Origin of the sequence: Craterilacuibacter sinensis, from assembly GCF_009831765.1 — a bacterium.
Lineage (GTDB): Bacteria > Pseudomonadota > Gammaproteobacteria > Burkholderiales > Chromobacteriaceae > Craterilacuibacter > Craterilacuibacter sinensis.
Genome location: NZ_WSSB01000001.1, coordinates 244192 through 266110, shown reverse-complemented (window position 1 = coordinate 266110; position 21919 = coordinate 244192). Strand labels below are relative to the sequence as shown.

General features: G+C 58.7%; 21 protein-coding genes. 5 read left to right on the top strand and 16 right to left on the bottom strand.

From position 1 onward, the window contains the following. Positions 1–15: 15 nt before the first annotated feature. The 16 genes from GQF02_RS01345 to GQF02_RS01270 all read right to left on the bottom strand — a co-directional run bounded on the left by GQF02_RS01345 (position 16) and on the right by GQF02_RS01270 (position 18516). Positions 16–363, bottom strand: coding sequence for a hypothetical protein (locus tag GQF02_RS01345; protein WP_124734126.1), 348 nt, complete (start codon positions 361–363; stop codon positions 16–18). Between the two features lie 93 nt (positions 364–456). Next, positions 457–3573, bottom strand: coding sequence for an efflux RND transporter permease subunit (locus GQF02_RS01340; protein WP_160794331.1), 3117 nt, complete (start codon positions 3571–3573; stop codon positions 457–459). 11 nt (positions 3574–3584) lie between these two features. Then, complete coding sequence (locus GQF02_RS01335) at positions 3585–4685, bottom strand: efflux RND transporter periplasmic adaptor subunit (RefSeq protein ID WP_160794329.1); 1101 nt, start codon at positions 4683–4685, stop codon at positions 3585–3587. A 17-nt stretch (positions 4686–4702) separates the two neighbouring features. Then, the gene (mltA, locus tag GQF02_RS01330; protein WP_220789267.1) at positions 4703–5959 is read right to left on the bottom strand and encodes a murein transglycosylase A; all 1257 of its coding nucleotides are present in this window, start codon (positions 5957–5959) and stop codon (positions 4703–4705) included. Positions 5960–6168: 209 nt separating this feature from the next. Then, positions 6169–6540 (bottom strand): thioredoxin, encoded by a 372-nt coding sequence (trxA, locus tag GQF02_RS01325; protein WP_160794327.1) that lies wholly within the window; start codon positions 6538–6540, stop codon positions 6169–6171. 131 nt (positions 6541–6671) lie between these two features. Further along, positions 6672–7877, bottom strand: a complete 1206-nt coding sequence (gene gltS, locus GQF02_RS01320; RefSeq protein ID WP_124734121.1) for a sodium/glutamate symporter — start codon at positions 7875–7877, stop codon at positions 6672–6674. Positions 7878–7921: 44 nt separating this feature from the next. Beyond that, entirely contained in the window at positions 7922–8872 is a 951-nt protein-coding gene (locus tag GQF02_RS01315; protein ID WP_160794325.1) for a class I SAM-dependent methyltransferase, read from the bottom strand. A gap of 166 nt (positions 8873–9038) precedes the next feature. Further along, a complete protein-coding gene (coaD, locus tag GQF02_RS01310) occupies positions 9039–9536 on the bottom strand; it encodes a pantetheine-phosphate adenylyltransferase (protein ID WP_220789266.1) in 498 nt (165 codons plus the stop codon). Positions 9537–9675: 139 nt separating this feature from the next. Then, positions 9676–10644 (bottom strand): peptide ABC transporter ATP-binding protein, encoded by a 969-nt coding sequence (locus GQF02_RS01305; RefSeq protein WP_124734118.1) that lies wholly within the window; start codon positions 10642–10644, stop codon positions 9676–9678. Then, on the bottom strand, positions 10641–11618 hold the full coding sequence (locus GQF02_RS01300) for an ABC transporter ATP-binding protein (RefSeq protein ID WP_124734117.1): 978 nt from the start codon (positions 11616–11618) through the stop codon (positions 10641–10643). Before GQF02_RS01300 ends, GQF02_RS01305 begins: the two co-directional genes overlap by 4 nt. Positions 11619–11628: 10 nt before the next feature. After that, a complete protein-coding gene (locus tag GQF02_RS01295; RefSeq protein WP_160794323.1) occupies positions 11629–12549 on the bottom strand; it encodes an ABC transporter permease subunit in 921 nt (306 codons plus the stop codon). Positions 12550–12559: 10 nt separating this feature from the next. Beyond that, positions 12560–13588 (bottom strand): ABC transporter permease subunit, encoded by a 1029-nt coding sequence (locus tag GQF02_RS01290; protein ID WP_124734115.1) that lies wholly within the window; start codon positions 13586–13588, stop codon positions 12560–12562. A 193-nt stretch (positions 13589–13781) separates the two neighbouring features. Beyond that, complete coding sequence (locus GQF02_RS01285) at positions 13782–15374, bottom strand: ABC transporter substrate-binding protein (RefSeq protein ID WP_160794321.1); 1593 nt, start codon at positions 15372–15374, stop codon at positions 13782–13784. A 58-nt stretch (positions 15375–15432) separates the two neighbouring features. Beyond that, a complete protein-coding gene (locus tag GQF02_RS01280; RefSeq protein WP_160794319.1) occupies positions 15433–15645 on the bottom strand; it encodes a hypothetical protein in 213 nt (70 codons plus the stop codon). A 15-nt stretch (positions 15646–15660) separates the two neighbouring features. Beyond that, positions 15661–17256, bottom strand: a complete 1596-nt coding sequence (locus tag GQF02_RS01275) for an ABC transporter substrate-binding protein (protein WP_160794317.1) — start codon at positions 17254–17256, stop codon at positions 15661–15663. Between the two features lie 138 nt (positions 17257–17394). Then, positions 17395–18516, bottom strand: a complete 1122-nt coding sequence (locus GQF02_RS01270; RefSeq protein WP_160794315.1) for a beta-ketoacyl-ACP synthase III — start codon at positions 18514–18516, stop codon at positions 17395–17397. A 285-nt stretch (positions 18517–18801) separates the two neighbouring features. Here GQF02_RS01270 and iscR point away from each other — a divergent pair, with 285 nt between their 5' ends. From iscR to hscB, 5 genes are all read left to right on the top strand, one after another. Beyond that, on the top strand, positions 18802–19287 hold the full coding sequence (gene iscR / locus GQF02_RS01265; protein ID WP_124734111.1) for a Fe-S cluster assembly transcriptional regulator IscR: 486 nt from the start codon (positions 18802–18804) through the stop codon (positions 19285–19287). A 29-nt stretch (positions 19288–19316) separates the two neighbouring features. Beyond that, positions 19317–20534 (top strand): IscS subfamily cysteine desulfurase, encoded by a 1218-nt coding sequence (locus tag GQF02_RS01260; protein WP_160794312.1) that lies wholly within the window; start codon positions 19317–19319, stop codon positions 20532–20534. A gap of 57 nt (positions 20535–20591) precedes the next feature. Beyond that, a complete protein-coding gene (gene iscU / locus GQF02_RS01255; protein WP_124734109.1) occupies positions 20592–20975 on the top strand; it encodes a Fe-S cluster assembly scaffold IscU in 384 nt (127 codons plus the stop codon). A gap of 9 nt (positions 20976–20984) precedes the next feature. Further along, positions 20985–21308, top strand: a complete 324-nt coding sequence (gene iscA / locus GQF02_RS01250; protein WP_124734108.1) for an iron-sulfur cluster assembly protein IscA — start codon at positions 20985–20987, stop codon at positions 21306–21308. Positions 21309–21370: 62 nt separating this feature from the next. Beyond that, positions 21371–21904, top strand: a complete 534-nt coding sequence (hscB, locus tag GQF02_RS01245; protein ID WP_160794310.1) for a Fe-S protein assembly co-chaperone HscB — start codon at positions 21371–21373, stop codon at positions 21902–21904. Positions 21905–21919: the final 15 nt, after the last annotated feature.

The following is a 21919-nucleotide window of genomic DNA, read 5'->3' as shown; positions in this document are numbered from 1 at the left end:
ATCAAGACACACATATCAATCGCGATAGAAACGGCGCCATTCGCTTTGTTTGAGCAGGCTGCGGCATTCATAGCGGTTCAGGCGCTTACCCATAAAGCGGCCGGTGCGATAAGCCTGGTCTCCCGCTTCGATAGCGCGGCGCCGCTCGCGCCGCGACATATCATCGACTTCGCGTGCCACGCGCTGACGCGCCCTTTTGTAACTCCATTCTTTTTCTTCATAACGGTCGGCACAATACTTCATTGCGCCGGCAAACGAACCCAGACGCTGCGGGCTGGCGGCCTGTACCGGCGCGGCCAGCACCAGCGCCGTCAATGCACCCGCCAGCGCAACGCCAACTTTATTTCCCAAGAACATTTTCATGGTTGATCTTTCTTGCCAAGCCTGAATAATGCAAGAAAGATACTTTGCACTATCAAAAATAGCAAGAACCTATCTGTTGCCAATTGTTGCGTATTAAGTATCCGCCTGTGGCTTGGACTTGCCAGCCAGCAAGCGATGCAGGCGCGTGCGCAAACCGTCCAGATAGGTATACACCACCGGTACCACAATCAGCGTCAGCAAGGTCGAGGTCACCATGCCGCCGATAATGGCCTGCGCCATCGGCCGCTGCGTTTCCGAGCCTTCACCGCTAGACAGCGCCAGCGGCAGCATGCCGAAGATCATGGCCAGGCTGGTCATCATAATCGGACGCAGCCTCACCCTGCCCGCTTCGACGATGGCATCCAGCCGGCTCATACCCTCGCGCCGCGACTGGCCGATAAAATCGACCAGCAAGATGCCGTTTTTGGCCGCCAGCCCCATCAGCATCACGATGCCGATCACCGAGAACATATTCAGCGTCGAGCCCCACAACCATAACGCGACAAAGACACCGACAAAGGCCAATGGCAAGGACACCATGATGGTGACCGGCAGGGTAAAGCTGCGAAACTGTGCAGCCAGAATCATGTAAATAAAAATCACCCCCAGCGCCAGCGCCTGCACCGCATAGGACAGCGACTCCTGCATATCCTGTTTCTCGCCCTGCTGCGACAGGGTGATGCCCGGCGGCAGGCTGCCATCTGCCAGCACCTTGTCCAGATCGGCAAACACCGCCGCCGGTGAACGGCCGCTGATATTGGCGCTCACGCCCACCTCGCGCAGCATGTCGACCCGCTCTATCTGGCGCGGGCTGCTTTCCGGCTCGATACGGGTCAGCGCCGACAGCGGCACCATCTGGCGCGCACCATCCGCATCATTACTGCCGGCCACACTCAGCACATCCAAAAGCTCGCGCTGGCGCTCCGGCTGCGGCACCTGCAAGGTCACATCATAGTTTTCACCATCCGGTGCCTCCCAGGTGGTGACGGTACTGCCGGCCAGCAGGGTCGACAGCGTTTCGCCTACGCGTGCAAGATCCACCCCCAGGCCTGCCGCCGCATCACGCTCCAGACTGATGCGCAAACCGGGGTCGGCTTCGGCCAGACTGGACTGCACATCACTGACACCGGGAATGGCGGCGATTTTTTTCACCAGTTGCGCCGCCGTGGCCTCCAGCTCGGCGATATTGCCGCCACGCACCCCCACATTCAGCGGTTTGCCGCCACCGCCGTGCTGGCCAGAGGCAGAAACGGCATCCACTTCGATGCCGGCCACACCGGCTGCCGCCAGACGTGCGGCATCCATGAGGCTCTCCAGCGAACGCGTGCGGCCGGCCTTGTTGCCGACATCCACCGTCAGCCTGGCCTCGGTCTTGCCGGCGCCAAAGCGGCCGCCGGCAATCTTGACAGCGATGGACTTGACCTCGGGAATATGGCGCAAACGCGTCTCGACTTCGCGCGCCTTGCCCTCGGTGTAAGCCAGCGTTGCCCCCGGCGCCGTTTTCAACACCACAACAAACTCGCCCTTGTCGGCGCGCGGCAGAAACTCGCCACCGATGAGAGGCACCAGCATAAAGCTGCCGACCAGCGCGGATAGCGCCAGCAGCAGTACACTCTTGCGCCAGGCCAGTGCCAGCCGGATCAGGCGCACATACGCCCCCGCCAGACGGTCAAGCGAAGACTCGAACCAGTCCAGCATCCGGCCCAACGGCCCCTTATGCTGGTCGCCATGATGATGCGGGTCGTGCCAGATGGACGACAGCATCGGGTCCAGCGTAAAACTCACCAGCATCGAAATCAGCACCGCCACCGTCACGGTCAGGCCGAACTGGTGGAAAAACTTGCCGATCACCCCTTCCATAAAGCCCACCGGCAAAAAGACCGCCACCACGGTCAGGGTGGTGGCCAGCACGGCAAGACCGATCTCGTTGGTGCCGTCCAGCGCCGCCTGAAAATGGCTTTTGCCCATGGCAGCGTGGCGCACGATGTTCTCGCGCACCACAATGGCGTCATCTATCAACAGGCCGATAGACAGCGACAGTGCCATCAGCGTCATCAGATTGAGGGTGAAACCCAGCGCCCAGATGGCAAACATGGTGCCTATCAGCGAAATGGGCAACGTCAGGCCGGTAATCACCGTGCTGCGCCAACTCCCCAGAAACAGGAACACAATCAGCACCGTCAGCGCCGCGCCCTCGAACAGGGTTTTTTGCACATCGGCGAGCGAATTTTTCACATCCAGCGACTTGTCGCTGCTGATGGTCACCTGCGTGCCTGCCGGCATACCGCCTTTCAACGCCGCCAAGACTTTTTTCACGCCATCGGCCACTTCGACGATATTGGCGCCACGCGCAGCGCGCACATCCACCCCGACCCCGGGCGCACCATCGATCAGTGCCACGCTGGTCTTTTCCGCTTCGCCGTCACGCACCTCGGCCACATCGGCCAGCCGTACATCGCCCCCGTCACGCCGCGCCACAATCAGGCTGGCAAAGTCGTCGGCGCCTTTTAGCTTGCCGGCCAGGCGCAAGCTCAGCTCGCTGCTGCCGCGCGTCAGCTGCCCGCCCGGGTAGTCGCGGTTGGCGGCACGAATGGCATCGGCCACCTCGGGCAAGGACAAACCCAGCGCCTCCAGCTGCAACGGGTCGACATCGATGCGAATCTCGCGCCGCACCCCGCCCACCACCTTGACTTCACCGACACCGGACACCGTCTGCAAACGCTTTTTCAGCGTATTGTCGACCCAGCCGGTCAGCGCGCGCGCGCTGACGTCCTTGCTATTGAACGAAATACTCAGCAGCGGTTCATCATTGGGATTGAACTGCGACACCGCCGGCGTGTGTATCTCACGGCGGAAGCTGCCCTGCACGCCGGAGACGCGGTCGCGCACCTCCTGCGTCGCCAGATTGGGGTCGGTCGACAACTCAAACTCGACCACCAGCGTAGACATGCCCTGCATCGAATAGGAACGGATATGCTTGATGCCGGCGATGGTGTTGATCGCCTCTTCCAGCGGGCGGCTGACTTCACTCTCCACCACCTCGGGCGAGGCGCCCGGATAACTGGTCGTGACGGCCGCCACCGGAAAACGGATATCGGGAAACTCTTCCACCGCCAGACGCTGCCAGGCAAACAGGCCCAGCACCGTCAAGGCAATCATCAGAACGGCGGCAAAATAAGGATTGTTGACGCTAACGCGGGTGAGCCACATGGCAGGGCGCCTTAAGGGGTAGGAGTGAGTTTGACGGCGTCGCCTGCATTCAAACCGGCCAGCGCCGAACTCAATACAACTTCACCCGGCTGAACCCCGGCAACAGCGACCTGACGCTCGGCCATGGACAGCAGCTTGATTTCGACATTGCGTCGCACAAGCTTCCCCTTGCTGACCAGCATCACCCAGGGCCGGGTTTCCCGCTCGCGTAGCGCCCCTAGCGGCAGGCTCACCAGCGTACTTTCCTGCGCAAGCACGATTCCGCCCTTGGCAAACTGCCCGGCCTTGAGTTCGCCCTGAGGATTGGCGACACGGACATACACATTGAAACTGCGGGTACCGGCATTGGCCACCGGATTAATGCGCACCACCTCGCCCGTCACCGCCTCCCTCCCACCTTCCAGCTGCAAAAGCACGCTTTGACCGGGCCTGACCTTGGCAATCAGGCGCGAAGGCACGCTGGCCACCGCCTCCAGCACCGACAGATCGGCCACCGCCAGCACCTTCTGGTTACGCGCCACCATATCGCCGACGTTGATCTTGCGCTGATACAGCACGCCGGAGATCGGGGCGTGCAAGCGGGTGTCGGCCAGACTACGCTCCGCACGCGCCAATTGTGCCGCCTGCGCCTTAAGCTCCCCCTCGCGTATGCGGTAATCGCTTTCCAGTTCGTCTATCGCCAGTTTGGAAATAAAACCCTGGGCAAACAGCTCGCGCTGCTTGTTCAGCTTGATACGCGCCAGCGCCAGCCTGGCCTTTTGATTATCCAGTTGTGCCTGCTGCTCCTTGACCGACTCGCCCAGACTTTCGCTATCCAGTACCGCCAGCACCTGACCGGCCTTGACCTGCTCGCCTTCGCGCACCCGCACTTCGCGCACCCGCCCGTCGACCTCGGCTGCCATTTCGCTGAAATTAAGCGCCGTCAGGGTCGCCGTTACCGGCAGCGTATCGCGCACCGTCCCGTTCGCCGCCCGCAGCACATCGCCCGGGCTTAGCGCACGAATAACACCCGGTGCCGAAGCGGCCTGCTTGCTTTGGGTCTCCACGCCTTTTTCGCCACAAGCGCCCAATAACAGCAAGGCCAGCAAACAGACTCGTCGGTCAATGCGCATTCCATCCCTCTTCTTAATTAAGTGGCCGACGCCGGTGGCGCCACGCCCTTGGGCAGCAATAGCCACAAGCTGCCTTTTTGTTTCATCCGCCCGGCGTACATACCCGCTTCGGTGCCGAAGCCCCAGAAAAAGTCGGCGCGGATCGCCCCGCGAATCGCCCCGCCGGTGTCCTGCGCCAGCATCACGCGCTTTAGCGGCTGCTCGGACAGCGGCCAGGTGGTGCTCAGGAAGACCGGCGAGCCCAAAGGAATAAAACGCGGATCGACCGCAATACTGTAACCGTCGGTCAAAGGCACGCCCAAAGCGCCCAGCGGGCCGCCATCGGCGCTACCCAACACCCGGAAGAATACATAACTCGGGTTCACATTGAATAGCTCATTCATGCGATCCGGATTTTTTTTAATCCAGTCCTGTATGCCCTGCATGGACGCATTGGCCATGGTCAGCTCGCCCTGATCGACCAGATGGCGGCCGATCGAGACATAGGGGTAACCGTTCTGTTCGGCGTAACCCACGCGCAGCATGCTGCCGTCTTCCAGCTGGATACGGCCGGAGCCTTGAATCTGCAGGAAAAACAGCTCCACCGGGTTTTCTACCCAAGCCAGAATCTGGCTGCCAGCCACACCCTTGCCGGCACTGATCTCGCTACGCGCGTAATAAGGGCGGAACTGATTGCCTTCGATACGCCCTTTGAGGCGGCTGGTACGGCTATCAATGGCAAACTCGGACAGTTTCGCCACCAGTTCACCCCCGCCCTCCACCACCTGCAGGCGGTTGCTGCCGGCTTTACGCAAGTTCAAGGTCGTGCGGCTGCGCTGCGCTGGCGTCACATCAAGCACCACCAAGTCCGGCGGCACGCCGTAGACAGGATAAGGCGTGCGGGCGCTCTGGCTACGCGAGCCATTTAACAGGGGCTCGTAATAACCGGTAATCAGCCCCTCGCCGGCGCTGCCATCCAGAATGCGCCAGGCGGAGAAATCCTGTTCGAAATAACGCCGTACGGCAGCGGTGTCGGTCTCGTCCAGCGTCTGCGCCCGACTGCAGGCCTCGCCCCAGCCTGCTTTTTTCTGCAAGACACGGCAACTGGTGCGCAAGGCTTCCAGCGAGCGCGTCAAGGCGGCATCGTTCCAGCCGGGCACGGCGGCGAGTGATGCCGCTTCGTAACGCACATTGCCCTGCGCGGGAATGGAGCCGGTAGACGTGGATGGCGGCGTCACACTGGAGCAGGCCGCAAGCCAGAGCAGGGGAAGGCCGAGCAGTAATCTTGATTTCATGATGATTTAAGCCGCAACAGGCATGGCATCCACCACGCCGGCTGAATGAATAGGAGAAAGGCGGAATTGTGCCTATCGGCATGCAATGCCACAAGACAAGGCTGCGTTGTTCCACCAATAAACAGGACACTGCCCCTAATGAAGACATGGCCACAAAAAAGCGCCTGCCGTTTCAAACGGCAAGCGCTTTTTATTACCAAGCGGCCAGTTTAACCCTGGGCAGCCTGCTCGGCGGCGACTTCGGCGCGCACCTTGTCCATGTCCAGATCCTTGACCGCCTGAATCAGCTCGTCGAACTGAGGAGCCCGCATGGCACCGGCCTGATTGAAAACCATAATGCCGTCGCGCATCACCATCAGCGTCGGAATCGAACGGATATTGAAGTGCCCGGCCAGTTCCTGCTCGCTTTCGGTATCGATTTTGCCGAATACGATCTCCGGGTGCTTATCCGCAGCCGCTTCGAATACCGGACCAAACTGTTTGCACGGGCCGCACCAGGGCGCCCAAAAATCGAGGATGACGATGCCCTCAGGCGTCACGGTATCGTTGAAGGTGTCGGCAGTAATATTAAGATAAGCCATCCTGGTCTCCCTTAAGCATGGAGGGCAGCCATAGGCAGCTGCCCCGATGGCATCACAGATGGGCACAATCCGCAGCGCCACAAGGGCGACTGCGGATTGTATTTGCCGATCAAAACGATAAAACGCAGCTATCAGCCGCCAACAAAAGGCAAGGCGAGAAATAGCTTGATGGTGATGGCGTTGATGATATCGATAAAGAAGGCCCCCACCATCGGCACCACCAGGAAGGCCAGATGCGACGGGCCGAAACGCTGGGTGACCGCCTGCATATTGGCAATCGCCGTGGGTGTCGCCCCCAGACCAAAACCGCAATGACCGGCGGCCAGCACGACCGCATCGTAGTTTTTACCCATCATGCGGAAGGTAATAAAGTAGGCATACAAACCCATGGCGGTGGCCTGGGCAATCAGCAGCACAAAGATAGGCAGCGCCAGTGCGGCCAGGTCCCACAGTTTCAGCGACATCAGTGCCATGGCCAGGAACAGCGACAGACTGACGTTACCCACCAGCGACACCTCGCGCTCGAATACCTTGTGCACCCCCATCATCTCCAGCCCGTTACGCAGGATGACACCGATAAACAGCACGCAGACAAAGGTCGGCAACTCGAACGGCGTACCCTTGATCAGCGCGCCGAGGGCGGTACCGCCCAACAGGCTGACCGCGATCAGCGCCAGCGTCTCGATGAAGCTGAACTGGGTGATCAGGCGCACATGATCGGGCTGCTCGAAGCCCTGCGGCTCGTCGTCGGCATTATGCTCGGCGCCCGGCGCCTTGACCTTGCGCATCAGCAGATTGGCCACCGGACCGCCGATCAGGCCGCCCAGCACCAGACCGAAAGTCGCCGTGGCGACGGCCAGCTCGGTTGCCGATGCCAGTCCGTACTTGTTCTGGAACACCGCACTCCACGCGGCACCGGTACCGTGACCGCCCGACAATGTGATCGAGCCGGCCAGCAAGCCCATCAGCGGGTCCAGCCCCATCAGCATGGCCAGCGAAATGCCCAGCGTGTTCTGTACGACCAGCAGGCCAGCCACAATCAGCAAGAAGCGTCCGACCATCTTGCCGCCAGTTTTTAGCCGCGCAAAATCGGCCGACAGGCCGATGGAGGCAAAGAAGGCCAGCATCAACGGCGTCTGTATGGCGAGGTCAAACTGGACCTGCACCCCCATGCTCTGACGCAAGACCAGCAGGATAATGGCGACCAGCAGGCCGCCGACCACCGGCTCGGGGATGTTGAAGGTACGCAGCAGCGAAGTGCGTGCGACCACCATGCGACCGATCAGCAGCACCAGCGATGCCGCCACCAGCGTGCCGTAAAAATCGAGTTGGATCATTAAATCTCCCTTTTTTAAACACGCGCCATGCGCGTGTGAGTCGTTCAGGCCTCCTGATGCCGGACTTGCCAGCATTGGTGTATTTTTTTGTTGCGGAAATCTTCCGGCACCGAAGACGCGCTGATATCACGTATCCGGTAGCGTGCGGCCAATGCCGCATCCAGCGTAAAGCTGCGCAGATTATTGGAGAAGTACAGCACCCCGTCCGGCTTCAGCAAACGCATGGCACCATCCACCAGGCGCGCCTGGTCACGCTGCACATCCAGCACTTCCATCATTTTTTTCGAGTTGGAAAAGCTGGGCGGATCCATCACGATCAGATCGAAAGCCTTGCCGTGATAAGCCGCATCCTCCAGATACTGAAACACATCGTCGCGCACCAGTTGATGCTGCTCCAGATCCAGACCGTTAAGAATGAAGTTGCGACGCGACCAGTCCTGATAAGTATTGGACAGATCCACCGTTTCCGATGCCACCGCACCGCCCGCTGCCGCATAGACGGTGAAACTACCGGTATAGGCGAACAGGTTCAAAAAGCGCTTGCCGGCGGCTTCATCACGCACCCGGCGCCGCGTGTTGCGATGATCGAGAAACAGGCCGGTATCGAGGTAATCATCCAGATTGACCCAGAATTTTTCACCCTGCTCGGTCACCACAAAGTTATTACCGAACTGGCCGACTTTTTCGTATTGGTCCAGCCCCTTCTGACGGCGGCGGGTCTTAAGCGAAATGCCGTCGCGCGCACAGCCGGTCACACTGGCGATGGTGTCCAGTACCGCAGCAATCCATGCGTGATATTCGGTATCTTCCATCTGCCAGCCGGTGTCGTACTCCTGCAGATGCACGCGCGTGCCGTAGATATCGACGGCAAAGGGAAACTGCGGAATATCCTTGTCGTAGACGCGCCAGGCCTCGGTTGGCTGGCGTTTGGCCCACTTGGCAAGATGCTTGAAATTCTTGGCAAGACGGTTGGCAAAAGGCGTGATGTCGACCATTTTCGTCTCCCTTGGTGTATACAAAACGCGCCAGTATAGCGCAGCTTGCTGCCAAACTCCCGCCAGCCGGCCAATGGCAGCGCTGGCAAGACTGCCGGACAAGGCAAAAAAAATAGGGCCTACTGTCTAAACAGCAGGCCCGTCATTACGATGGTACAAGGCAAAATCAGCCTTCTGTCCCGTATAAGGCCACCAGTTTGCGATATACCGACTCCGCCACATATTGACGTATCACCTTCTCCCAGCCATTGGGTCCCACCAGGCCTTTGACCATGGTCGATGACACCTCGGCATACTCGCGCGGCGGCAATAGAAAAACAGTGGTGATATCAGGATGCAGGTCGGAATTGATATAGCGCATGGTGCGCTCATACTCATAGTCACTGGCGGTGCGGATGCCGCGCACAATATAGTTGGCCCCTACGCTTTGGGCGTAATTGACCAGAAACTGGTTCTCGAATACCTCCACCCGCATCTTGCCCAGACCCTGCGTCACTTCCCGCAACATTTCGGCACGCTCTTCCACGCTGAAGGTGCAATGCTTTTCCGGGTTGACCCCGATCGCCACCACAACTTCGTCAAACAGCTCCACAGCCTCGCGTATCATCCATAAGTGCCCATTGGTCACCGGGTCGAAGCTTCCTGCGTAGACGGCTCGTTTCAACGGCTCAATCCTTTTATAGAGGGCATAAATAGATGGCTAACTGTAGCGTGCAGCGGCCGGAGGGACAAGGATTTCTGCTGCAACGCAAAAAAACCCCGCTTTAGGCGGGGCTTGCGTCGACAATAAACCACACTGCGGTTTAATTAATCTCCTCGGCACGGTGGCACGCCACCTGATGCCCGCCGACTTCACGCAGCAGCGGCTCTTCTGCCGAACAACGCGTTTCGGCAAACGGGCAGCGCTTATGAAAGGCACAGCCCGACGGCGGATTCAGCGGGCTGGGCAACTCGCCATGGATCTTGATCTTGATCTTGCGGTCCTCCGGGTGGATGGATGGCGTCGCCGACAACAAGGCCTTGGTATAAGGATGTAAGGGGGTCGCGTACAGCGCCTGCTTGCTCCCCACCTCCACTGCCCGCCCCAGATACATCACCATCACATCGTCGGCCACATGCTCCACCACCGACAGGTTGTGCGACACGAAGACATAGGCCGTGCCCAGCTCCTGCTGCAAATCCATAAACAGGTTCAGCACCTGCGCCTGAATGGAGACATCCAGCGCCGAAGTCGGCTCGTCCGCCACCACGATCTTGGGCTTGAGCATCATCGCACGCGCGATGGCGATACGCTGACGCTGGCCACCGGAGAACATATGCGGATAGCGGTAGTAATGCTCGGGACGCAGGCCGACGATGCTCATCATCTCCTTCACCCGCGCCTCGCGCTCGGCAGCCGTCATATTGGTATTGATCAGCAAGGGCTCGGACAACTGGGCGCCAATTTTCTGCCGCGGATTGAGCGAGGCATACGGATTCTGGAACACCATCTGCACCTTGCTGCGCATAGCCTTGATATCGCTCTTGCTACCCGAAGCGACATCCACGCCATCCAGCACCAGCGCACCGGCAGTCGGCTCCTCGATCAGGGTCAAGGCACGCGCTAGCGTCGACTTGCCGCAACCGGACTCGCCTACCACCGCCAGCGTCTTGCCGGCGGACAGGTCAAACGAAATACCATTTAGCGCCTTGACCACCGCCTGCGGCTTGAGAAAGCCTTGCGACACCGTGTAATGGCGGGTCAACTCGCGCGCACTCAGTACCGTGCTCATAAGGCAGCCTCCTTGGCTAGCAGGGGGAAGTGACAGCGCACTACGCTGTTTTCGATCGCAGTCAGACCCGGGCGCTCGCTGCGGCAGCGCTCGGCAACATACGGGCAGCGCGGCGACAACAGGCAACCGCTTGGGCGGTCATACTGGCCCGGCACAATGCCGGGCAAGGTATTCAGACGCGCAGCACCCTGGCTGTGTTCGGGGATGGAGGCAAGCAAAGCCTCGGTATAGGGGTGAACCGGCGTACGGAAGATGCCGGGCACCTGCCCAAGCTCGGCCACTTGCCCGGCGTACATCACCGCCACGCGGTGCGCAACCTCGGCAATCACCGCCAAATCATGGGTAATCATGATCAGCGCCATATTCTGGCTTTGCTGCAAAGACACCAGCAACTCCATGATCTGCGCCTGAATGGTCACATCCAGCGCCGTGGTCGGCTCGTCGGCAATCAATAGCTTGGGCTTGCACGCGATCGCCATCGCGATGACCACACGCTGGCTCATCCCGCCGGAGAGCTGGTGCGGGTAGGCATCCAGCCGCGAGGCCGCCGCCGGAATTTCCACCATTTCCATCAGTTCCAGCGCGCGAGCCTTAAGCGCCGCGCCGCGCAGGCCCTGATGCACTTTCAGCACTTCCATGATCTGGTAGCCGACGGTGTAGCTGGGGTTAAGCGACGTCATCGGGTCCTGAAAGATCATGGCAATATCCTTGCCGACAATCTTGCGGCGCTCACGCGCGCTGATGGTGAGCAAGTCCTTGCCGTCAAAGCGCAGCGTGTCGGCCACGATGCGGCCCTGCCCTTCCAGCAGGCCCATCATCGCCATCATGGTCACCGACTTGCCCGAGCCGGACTCGCCGACAATACCGACAATTTCACCGGCAGCAACTGACAGGTCCAGTCCTTCAACCGCATTAAACGGCTTGTCCTTGCTGCCAAACTGCACAGAGAGGTTCTTGATTTCCAACAGACTCATCACGCTCTCCTTAGGCTGCACGTTTGAGTTTAGGGTCAAGCGCATCACGCAGCCCGTCACCCATCAGGTTGATCGCCAGCACCGAGAACAGAATGGTCAGGCCCGGCATCGTCACCACCCACCATGCGCGCTCGATATAGTCGCGCGCCGAGGCAAGCATGGTGCCCCACTCAGGTGTCGGCGGCTGCACGCCAAGGCCGAGGAAACCCAGTGCCGCGGCTTCGAGAATGGCCGAAGAAAAGCTCATGGTCGCATGCACAATCAAAGGCGCCATGCAGTTGGGCAATACCGTGACAAACATCAGGCGCAGCTTGCCGGCTCCGGCCACACGGCTGGCGGTCACATAGTCGCGGTTAAGCTCGGTCAAGGCCGAAGCGCGGGTCAGGCGCACATAGCCCGGCAATGCCACCACCGCGATGGCGATAATGGTGTTGATCAGGCCCGGCCCCAGAATGGCAACAATGGCCACCGCCAGCAGCAAGGCAGGCAGCGCCATCATCACATCCATCAGACGCATAATGGCCGGCCCCAGCACCTTGGGTGAAAAAGCGGCCACCAGACCCAGAATCACACCGGGAACCAGCGACGCCAGCACAGAGACCACACCGATAAACAGCGACATGCGCGCGCCGTGCACCAGCCGCGACAGGATGTCGCGCCCCAGCTCGTCGGTACCGAACAGGTAAGCCATGCTGCCGCCCTCGCTCCAGGCAGGCGGCGTCAGCAGATGGTCGCGGAATTGCTCGATCGGGCTATAAGGCGCGACCCATGGCGCAAAAATGGCAGCCAGAAAAACCACCACCATAAAAGCAAGGCCGGCAACGGCGCCCTTGTTGAAGGCAAAACCCTGCCAGAACTCGCGCAAGGGACTGGGGTAGTGCTGCACCGGCTCGTCGGCGGCCGGCAGGATGGTGCTGTTGTTTTGACTCATGGCAGCTTCCTTACTTGGCATGACGGATGCGCGGGTTGGCGATGCCGTACAGGATGTCGACGACAAAGTTGGTCAGAATCACCAGCGTGGCAACGATCAGGATGCCGTTCTGGACGATGGGGTAATCACGGCGGCCGATGGCATCGATCAGCCATTTGCCGATGCCCGGCCAGGAGAAAATGGTCTCGGTCAGCACGGCTCCGCCCATCAGTACGCCGACTTGCAGGCCCATGACGGTCAGTACCGGAATCAGCGCGTTTCTGAGGGTATGCACAAAAATCACCCGTGCCGGCGACAAGCCCTTGGCGCGCGCGGTGCGGACATAGTCTTCCTGCATCACTTCCAGCATCGACGAACGGGTCATGCGCGCAATCACCGCCAGCGGAATGGTGCCCAGTACGATGGACGGCAGAATCAGGTGCATCAGCGCATCTTTAAAGGCGCCGGCGTTGTACTCTGGGTCCGCCGCCTCGGCGCGCCAGGCATCGATCAACATAAAGCCGGTATCCGGCGGAATGTCGAACATCAGGTCCAGACGGCCCGACACCGGCGTCCAGCCAAGCGTCACCGAGAAGAACATGATCAGCACCAGGCCCCACCAGAAAATCGGCATGGAAAAGCCGGTCAGCGCCAGCCCCATCACGCCATGATCGAACAGCGAACCGCGCTTGATTGCCGCCAGCACGCCGGCCAGCAGGCCCAGCACACAGGCAAACAACATGGCGCACAACGCCAGCTCCAGTGTGGCCGGGAACAGGGTAGTGAACTCGGTCCAGACGCTTTCGCGCGTGACCAGCGACTCACCCAGATTGCCCTGGAACAGATTGCCCAGATAGTCGAAATACTGGGCATACAAGGGTTTGTCCAGCCCCAGACGGTGCAGCGCCTCGGCGTGCATCTGCGGGTCGAGTGAACGCTCGCCCATCATGACCTCAACCGGATCGCCGGGAATCATGCGGATCAGGCCGAAAGTCAGCAAGGTAATGCCGAAAAAGGTCGGAATCAACAGACCCAGACGGCGCAAAATGAAGGTAAACATCGTTTTTCCACTCCCGATGTCCGGCATACCGGCATCGTTGTCAGCCCCCGACGCCAGGACCTAAGCCCAGGCACTTTAAAATGGCCAGATTAACTGGCCATAAAACCGCAGCCTGAAGGTGTTGCTCTTAACAGGCGCCATCCATCAGGCTGCGCCCTGCCGCAAACTGCCGGCAGGGATTTAAACGCGATGATTACTTCACACCCACGCCATAGAAGGCATTCAGGCCAAACGGGCTAACCTTGAAGCTTTCTACATTCTTGCGTACCGGCTGATTGATCGTCGAGTGTGCAATCGGCGTGATCGGTACTTGCGACTTGAGAATTTCCTGTGCCTTGGCGTACAGCTTGCTGCGCTCGGCGACATTGGTGGTGACCTTGGCCTTTTGCACCAGATCATCAAACGGCTTGTAGCACCACTTGGAGTAATTGCTGCCGGACACCGAGTCGCAACCATACAGGTTGTTCATCCAGTTATCCGGATCCCCATTGTCTCCGGTCCAGCCGATCAGGATTGCGTCATGCTCGCCCTTCATGGCGCGCTTCATATACTCGCCCCACTCATAAGTGACGATCTTGGCCTTGACGCCGATTTTGGCGTAATCCGCCTGCATCATCTCCGCCATCAGCTTGGCATTAGGGTTATACGGGCGCTGTACCGGCATCGCCCACAAGGTCATCTCGAAGCCACTCGGGTAGCCTGCCTTGGCGAGCAAAGCCTTGGCCTTGGCCGGATCGTAAGCACTGGACTTGATTGCCTTGTTGTAAGACCACTGCGTCGGTGGCAATGCGTTGTCGGCCTTTTGCCCGGCACCCTGATAAACCGCGCTCAGGATGGCATCCTTGTTGATGGCCATATCCAGCGCCTGACGCACTTCCAGCTTGGCCAGTTGCGGCTTTTTCACGTTGTAAGCCACATAACCGAGGTTAAAGCCCGGCTTGGAAATGACGTTGATTTTCGGGTCGGCCTTGATCGATGGCAAATCGGCCGGACGCGGATAAACCGTCACCTGACACTCGCCTTTTTTGAGCTTCTGTGCCCGCACCGACGGGTCGGTCACGATGGCGAATACCAGATTGTCCAGTTTGACGTCGGCAGGCTTCCAGTATTGCTTGTTGCCGGCGTAACGGATCTGCGCATCCTTCTGGTAGCGCTTGAACACAAACGGGCCGGTACCGATAGGCTTCTGATTAAGATCGGACGGTTTGCCTGACTTGAGCAACTGGCCGGCGTATTCGGCAGACTGGATAGAGGCAAAGCTCATCGCCAGATTCTGGATGAAAGCCGCATCAACATTCTTCAGCGTGAAGCGCACGGTCTGCGGGTCGAGCTTCTCGACTTTGCTGATATTGCCGTCCAGCCCCATATCGGTGAAATAAGGGAATTCGGTCGGATAAGCCTTGCGGAACGGATGGTTCTTGTCGAGCATGCGCTGGAAAGTAAACAGCACGTCGTCGGCGTTAAAGTCGCGCGCCGGCGTGAAGGACTCGTTGCTGTGGAACTTCACACCACGGCGCAGCTTGAAGGTATAGACCTTGTTATCCGGGGAAATAGTCCACGACTCGGCCAGACCCGGAATCACCTTGGTGCTGCCACGCTCGAACTCGACCAGACGGTTGAAAACGGTTTCGGCCGAGGCATCGAAATCGGCGCCCGACAAATACTGCGCAGGGTCAAAACCGCTCGGGCTGCTTTCCGAGCAATAGATCAGCGTTCCGGCGGCCTGACTGGCTGCTGCGCTGGCCAGCAAGCCGGCTGCGATCAGTAATTTCCTGGTTTTTTTCATTATCAATTCCACTTCTCTTTTGGATGGGATGGCTGCAGTCTGGGCACTCACGCTGCATTCAAAATACATTATTTAATAACAATGAAATTGACAAGTGGCTAACAGGGATAATACCAAAAATATGCCAAATAAAATCAAAACCAAGCAATTTAATGCCATGAAAAATAAGCACTTGATTATTATCAGCATATTCATTGCGAATGATTGTTGATCCATAAAAAAACAGCCCCCGGCAAATCATGCGGGGGCTGGGCAACTCAAGGGCGCTCACACCCTGAAGCCAGACTTACTTCACGCTGACGTTCTGGAAGGTGTAGTCACCGAACGGGCTGATCTTGAAGCCGTTCACTTCCTTGCGCATCGGCTGGTTGACGGTCGAATGGGCAATGGTCGACCATGGCATATCGCGCTTGAACACTTCCTGAGCCTTGGCATACAGCTTGGTGCGCTCGGCCAGATTGGTCGACTTGCGTGCCGCCAGTACCAGCTGGTCGAACTCCTTGCTGCAATAGCGTGCGTAGTTGGAGCCGCCTACCGCTTCGCAAGTCAACAACACGCCGAGGAAGTTGTCCGGCGAGGCATAGTCACCGGTCCAGCCGATCAGGCCGGTGTCGTGCTCGCCGTTCTTCATGCGCTTGAGGTACTCGCCCCACTCGTAGCTCTGGATCTTGGCTTTGACGCCGATCTTGGCCCAGTCAGCCTGGATCATCTCGGCCATCAGCTTGGCATTCGGGTTGTACGGGCGCTGTACCGGCATCGCCCACAAGGTGATCTCGAAGCCGTTGGGGTAGCCGGCCTTGGCCAGTGCAGCCTTGGCCTTGACCGGGTCAAACGCAGGATTTTTCAGCGACTTGTTATACGACCACAGGGTAGGCGGAATCGGATTGGATGCTTCGATGCCCTGGCCTTGGTATACCGCATCGATAATCGCCTTGCGGTTGATCGCCATATCCAGCGCTTTGCGCACTGCCGGATTCTTCAGCTGCGGCTTTTCGACGTTGTACGACAGATAGCCGATATTGAAGCCCTGCGAAGTCATCATTTTGAGCTTGGGATCAGCCTTCATGCCGGCAAGATCGGTCGGCTTGGGGTAAGACATGATCTGGCACTCGCCGGCCTTCATCTTCTGGTAGCGCACCGACGGGTCGGTCGTGATGGCATACACCAGATTGTCGACTTTGACCGCACCCTTCTTCCAGTAGTCCTTATTGGCAGCGTAGCGGATCTGAGCGTCTTTCTGGTAACGCTTAAGCACGAAAGGACCGGTACCAACCGGCTTCTGGTTGATGTCGCCAGCCTTGCCCGCCGCCATCAGCTGCCCCACATACTCGGCCGACAGTACCGACGCGAACGGCATGGCGATCTTGGCCAGCAGGTCGGCATCCGGTTCTTTCAGCGTGAAGCGCACCGTTGTCGGGTCAACCTTTTCAACCGAGACAATATTGGCGTCCAGGCCAGTGTCGGAAGCGTACGGGAACTCGACCGGATAGGCCTTGCGGAAGGCGTTGTTCTTGTTGACCATGCGGTCGAAACTCAGCACCACATCGTCGGCGTTAAAGTCGCGCGTTGGCTTGAAGTTCTCGGTGGTGTGGAACTTGACGCCTTTTCTGAGCTTGAAGGTGTAAACCTTGCCGTCAGGCGAGACGGTCCAGCTTTCGGCCAGGCCCGGCTGCAGCTTGGTCGAGCCCTGTTCGAATTCGACCAGACGGTTGTAAAGCGGATGACCGGAAGCATCGAAGCTGTTGCCGCCGGTATATTGGGCATTGTCGAAGCCTTCAGGACTGGCTTCGGAGCAGTAGATCAGCGTGCCACCAGCAGCGTGGGCCAACTGGGCACCGGCGATCAGGCCGGCGGCGAGCAAAGCACGTGTCATTGTCTTCATGGTTTCTCCTCATGATTCCCGTGTGTGGAAAGTGCCCGGCGCACACGCCAGGCACATAAAGAAGAACACTAGGCAACAATGATGCCATTTGCAACAAAATACTTCACGTTAAATGTATTTTGTATACTTTTTGCTGCATCAGATTTTACGCAGCACCACACTACCGACCGAGTAGCCGGCACCAAAGGAAGACAGCACGCCAATCTCGCCTGCGTCCATATCGGCACTGTAAAGATGAAAAGCAATCACTGAACCGGCCGAACTGGTGTTGGCATAGCGGTCCAGAATTACAGGCGCTTCGTCCAGCGTCGCCTCGCGTCCCAGCACGCGGCGTGAAATCAGCTGGTTCATGGCCAGATTGGCCTGGTGCAGCCAGAAACGGCGTACCGATTCCGGCGCGATAGCAAGGCTGGCCAGATGGGACACGATATGCTCGCCCACCATAGGGCACACTTCCTTGAACACCTTGCGTCCCTGCTGCACAAACAACTTGTCCGGCGCACCCATGCCGGCCTCGTCGCAGCGATTGAGGAAACCCGCATTATTGCGGATATTGTTGGAAAACTGGGTCGCCAGCTTGCAGCCCACAATCTCGAAGCGCTGGGCCGAAGTGGCCAGATCCGCACGCTCCAGCACCACGGCCGTGGCGGCGTCACCAAAGATAAAATGGCTGTCACGGTCGCGGAAATTCAGGTGGGCCGAACAGATTTCCGGGTTCACCATCAATACGGCGCGCGCAGAACCGGCCGCGATGGCATTGACTGCCGCCTGAATGCCGAAAGTCGCCGACGAGCAGGCCACATTCATGTCGTAGCCGTAGCCAGCTATCCCCAAAGCCTGCTGCACCTCGATAGCCATAGCCGGATAAGCACGCTGCATATTGGAACAGGCAACAATCACCATATCGATATCGGCGGCCGTTTTGCCTGCATTTGCCAGCGCCTCGCGCGCGGCAGCCACCGCCATCTCGGCCTGGACGGACACCTCGTCGTTGCTGCGCTCGGGCAAATGGGGCGTCATACGCCGGGGATCAAGCACCCCGTTTGCATCCATCAGGTAGCGCTGGTGAATGCCGGACGCCTTGATAATGAACTCGGCGCTAGACTCAGCCAGTGCCGCCACGCGACCTTCGGCAATTGCAGCCTGATTTTCTACATTAAAGGCCTGTACATAGCTATTGAATGCGGCCACTAGCTGCTCATTACTGACGGCATTGGGCGGAGTAAACAGACCGGTCCCGCTGATCACAACCTTGTTCATGCAAGAAGCTCCATGGCCGGCACAACAACGCCCGCCTTTATCAATGTTATACACAAGTATTATCTGGCCGATAATACACCACGCCTTGCAATAAACCGCAATAAAACCCTCCCGGAACAGCATAATTCCTAGTAAAATTATCGGCTTTCCGGCCTCTCCTGCCTTATACAGCACGCATAAAAAATTTCGCAGTCAATACTTGACCAAAACACTCAGGTATAGACATAATCCGCTACGGATTGCGAAACCATATAAAAGCAGCAAAGACAGGGAGAACACCACACCATGCGCCTGACTACCAAAGGACGCTTCGCCGTCACCGCCATGCTCGACCTCGCCATGCGCGAAGCCGGCGGGCCGGTCACGCTGGCCGGCATCAGCGAGCGCCAAGGCATTTCCCTGTCGTATCTGGAACAATTGTTCGGCAAGCTCAGACGCTCTGAGCTAGTTGAAAGCACGCGCGGACCGGGCGGAGGCTACACACTGGCGCGTGAGGCTGAGACGATTTCGGTCTCCCAAATCATCGCGGCAGTAGATGAACCGGTCGATGCCACCCAGTGTGGCGGCAAGGAAAATTGTCGTGGCAGCCAGCGCTGCATGACGCACGACTTATGGACCGAACTGAACGCCACCTTGTACGACTATCTGTCCAAAATCAGCCTGAACAGCCTGGTCGACAAGCAGCGCGCCAAGGAAGTCAATGTAATGCAGGACCAACGCGAGTCGCCAAAGCACAGGGCGCATGCCGAGGCCACACCCAGCGCCCTTTAAGCGCCGGCACCCATTCGGAGAATTCAAACATGAGCCAGCTCAAGCTTCCCATTTACCTCGACTACTCCGCCACCACGCCTATTGACCCGCGTGTGGCCGAAGTGATGATTCCCTACCTGACCGAAAAATTCGGCAACCCCGCTTCGCGCAGCCATCCTTTTGGCTGGGATGCCGAAGCCGCGGTAGAGAACGCGCGCGTCGAAGTGGCCAAGCTGGTGGGTTGTGACGCCAAGGAAATTGTCTGGACCTCGGGCGCAACCGAGTCCAACAACCTGGCCCTCAAGGGCGCGGCCCAGTTTTACAAGACCAAGGGCAAACACCTGATTACGGTCAAGACCGAACACAAGGCCATCCTCGACACCATGCGCGAACTGGAGCGTCAGGGCTTCGAGGTCACTTACCTCAATGTGCAGGAAAACGGTCTGATCGATCTGGAAGCACTCAAGGCCGCGATCCGTCCGGACACCATTTTGGTGTCGGTCATGTTCGTCAACAACGAAATCGGCGTGATTCAGGACATCCCCGCCATTGGCGAGTTGTGCCGAGAAAAAGGCGTCCTGTTCCATGTCGATGCAGCGCAAGCCACCGGCAAGGTCGATATCGATCTGGACAAGCTCAAGGTCGATCTGATGAGCTTCTCGGCCCACAAAACCTACGGCCCGAAAGGCATAGGCGCACTGTATATCCGGCGCAAGCCGCGCGTCCGTCTGGAAGCGCAAATGCACGGCGGCGGTCATGAGCGCGGTTTCCGCTCCGGTACGCTGGCCACACACCAGATCGCCGGCATGGGCGAGGCTTTCCGCATTGCCCGCATGGACATGCATGCCGAAAACGAGCGCATCCGCATGCTGCGCGACCGCCTGTGGCACGGCATTCAGGATATGGAAGAGGTGTATATCAACGGTGACGTCGAGCAGCGCGTACCGCACAACCTCAATGTCAGCTTCAATTTTGTCGAAGGCGAAAGCCTGATCATGGCGATCAAGGATCTGGCCGTATCCTCCGGTTCGGCCTGCACCTCGGCTTCGCTCGAGCCATCCTATGTGCTGCGCGCGCTGGGACGCAATGACGAGATGGCGCACAGCTCCATCCGCTTCACCATCGGCCGCTTTACCACCGAAGAAGAAATCGACTACGCAATCAAGCTGCTCAAAGAGAAAATCGGCAAACTGCGCGAATTGTCCCCGCTGTGGGAAATGTTCAAGGACGGGGTAGATCTGAATACCGTCCAGTGGGCTGCACACTGACATCGACGGACCCGGGCCGGCAAGCGTCGGCCCGAACCGGCAACAAGGAGAAACACCATGGCTTATAGCGAAAAAGTCCTCGACCACTATGAAAACCCGCGCAATGTCGGCGCCTTTGAAAAAGGCGACGACACGGTAGGCACCGGCATGGTCGGCGCTCCGGCCTGCGGCGACGTGATGAAGCTGCAGATCAAGGTTGGCGCCGATGGCGTGATCGAAGACGCCAAATTCAAGACCTATGGCTGCGGCTCGGCCATTGCCTCGTCCTCCCTCGTGACCGAATGGGTCAAGGGCAAAACGCTGGATCAGGCAATGGCCATCAAGAATACCGAAATCGCCGAAGAACTGGCCCTGCCACCGGTCAAGATCCACTGCTCGATACTCGCCGAAGACGCCATCAAGGCTGCCGTCAGCGACTACAAGCAAAAACACGGTCAATAAGGAGACATCATGGCGATTACCCTGACTCACGCTGCTGCCGATCATATCCGCAACTTCATTGCCAAACGCGGCAAGGGTCTGGGCATCCGTCTGGGTGTCAAGACCTCCGGCTGCTCGGGCATGGCTTACAAACTCGAATTTGTCGATGTGCCAGGTGAAGACGACATTACCTTCGATAGCGATGGCGTAACCGTGTTTACCGACGCCAAAAGCCTGGCCTATCTGGACGGCACCGAGCTTGATTTTGCCAAGGAAGGGCTGAACGAAGGCTTCAAGTTCAACAACCCCAACGTCAAGAACGAGTGCGGCTGCGGCGAAAGCTTTAATGTCTGACAGTGTCTCCGGCTACGGCCGGAGACACGCATAAAGGGGGCCTGCGCCCCTGCAGGACTGCCATGAATTCCGACTTTACCCAGGACTACTTTGCGCTGTTTGCTCTGCCGCAGCGCTTCGCGCTGGATCTGGCCTTGCTTGAGCGCAACTGGCGTGCCATCGCCGCAGAAGTGCATCCGGACCGCTTTGCCAGCGCACCGGACGCGGAACGCCGCCGCGCACTGATGGTGGCGACCCGTGTCAATGAAGCTTATCAGACGCTGAAAAAACCCATTTCGCGCGCACGCTATCTGTTGTCACTCGCCGGCGTGGACACGCAGGAAGAAACCAACACCAGCATGCCGGCCGACTTTCTGATGTTGCAGATGGAGTGGCATGAGGCACTGGCCGACGCCAAGGCCGATAGCGATATCGAGGCACTGGAAAAGCTGTCGCGCGAGATCCAGAGCGATATGCGCGAACTGGAAACGGCACTGACACAAGGCATAGACCACGAACACGATCTGGAAGGCGCAGCGGTTTTAGTGCGAAAATTGCGCTTCCTGGAAAAAATCGAGCAGGACACCGGCGACGCCATCGAAGCGCTGCTGTACTAGAAACGCGGGTTTACG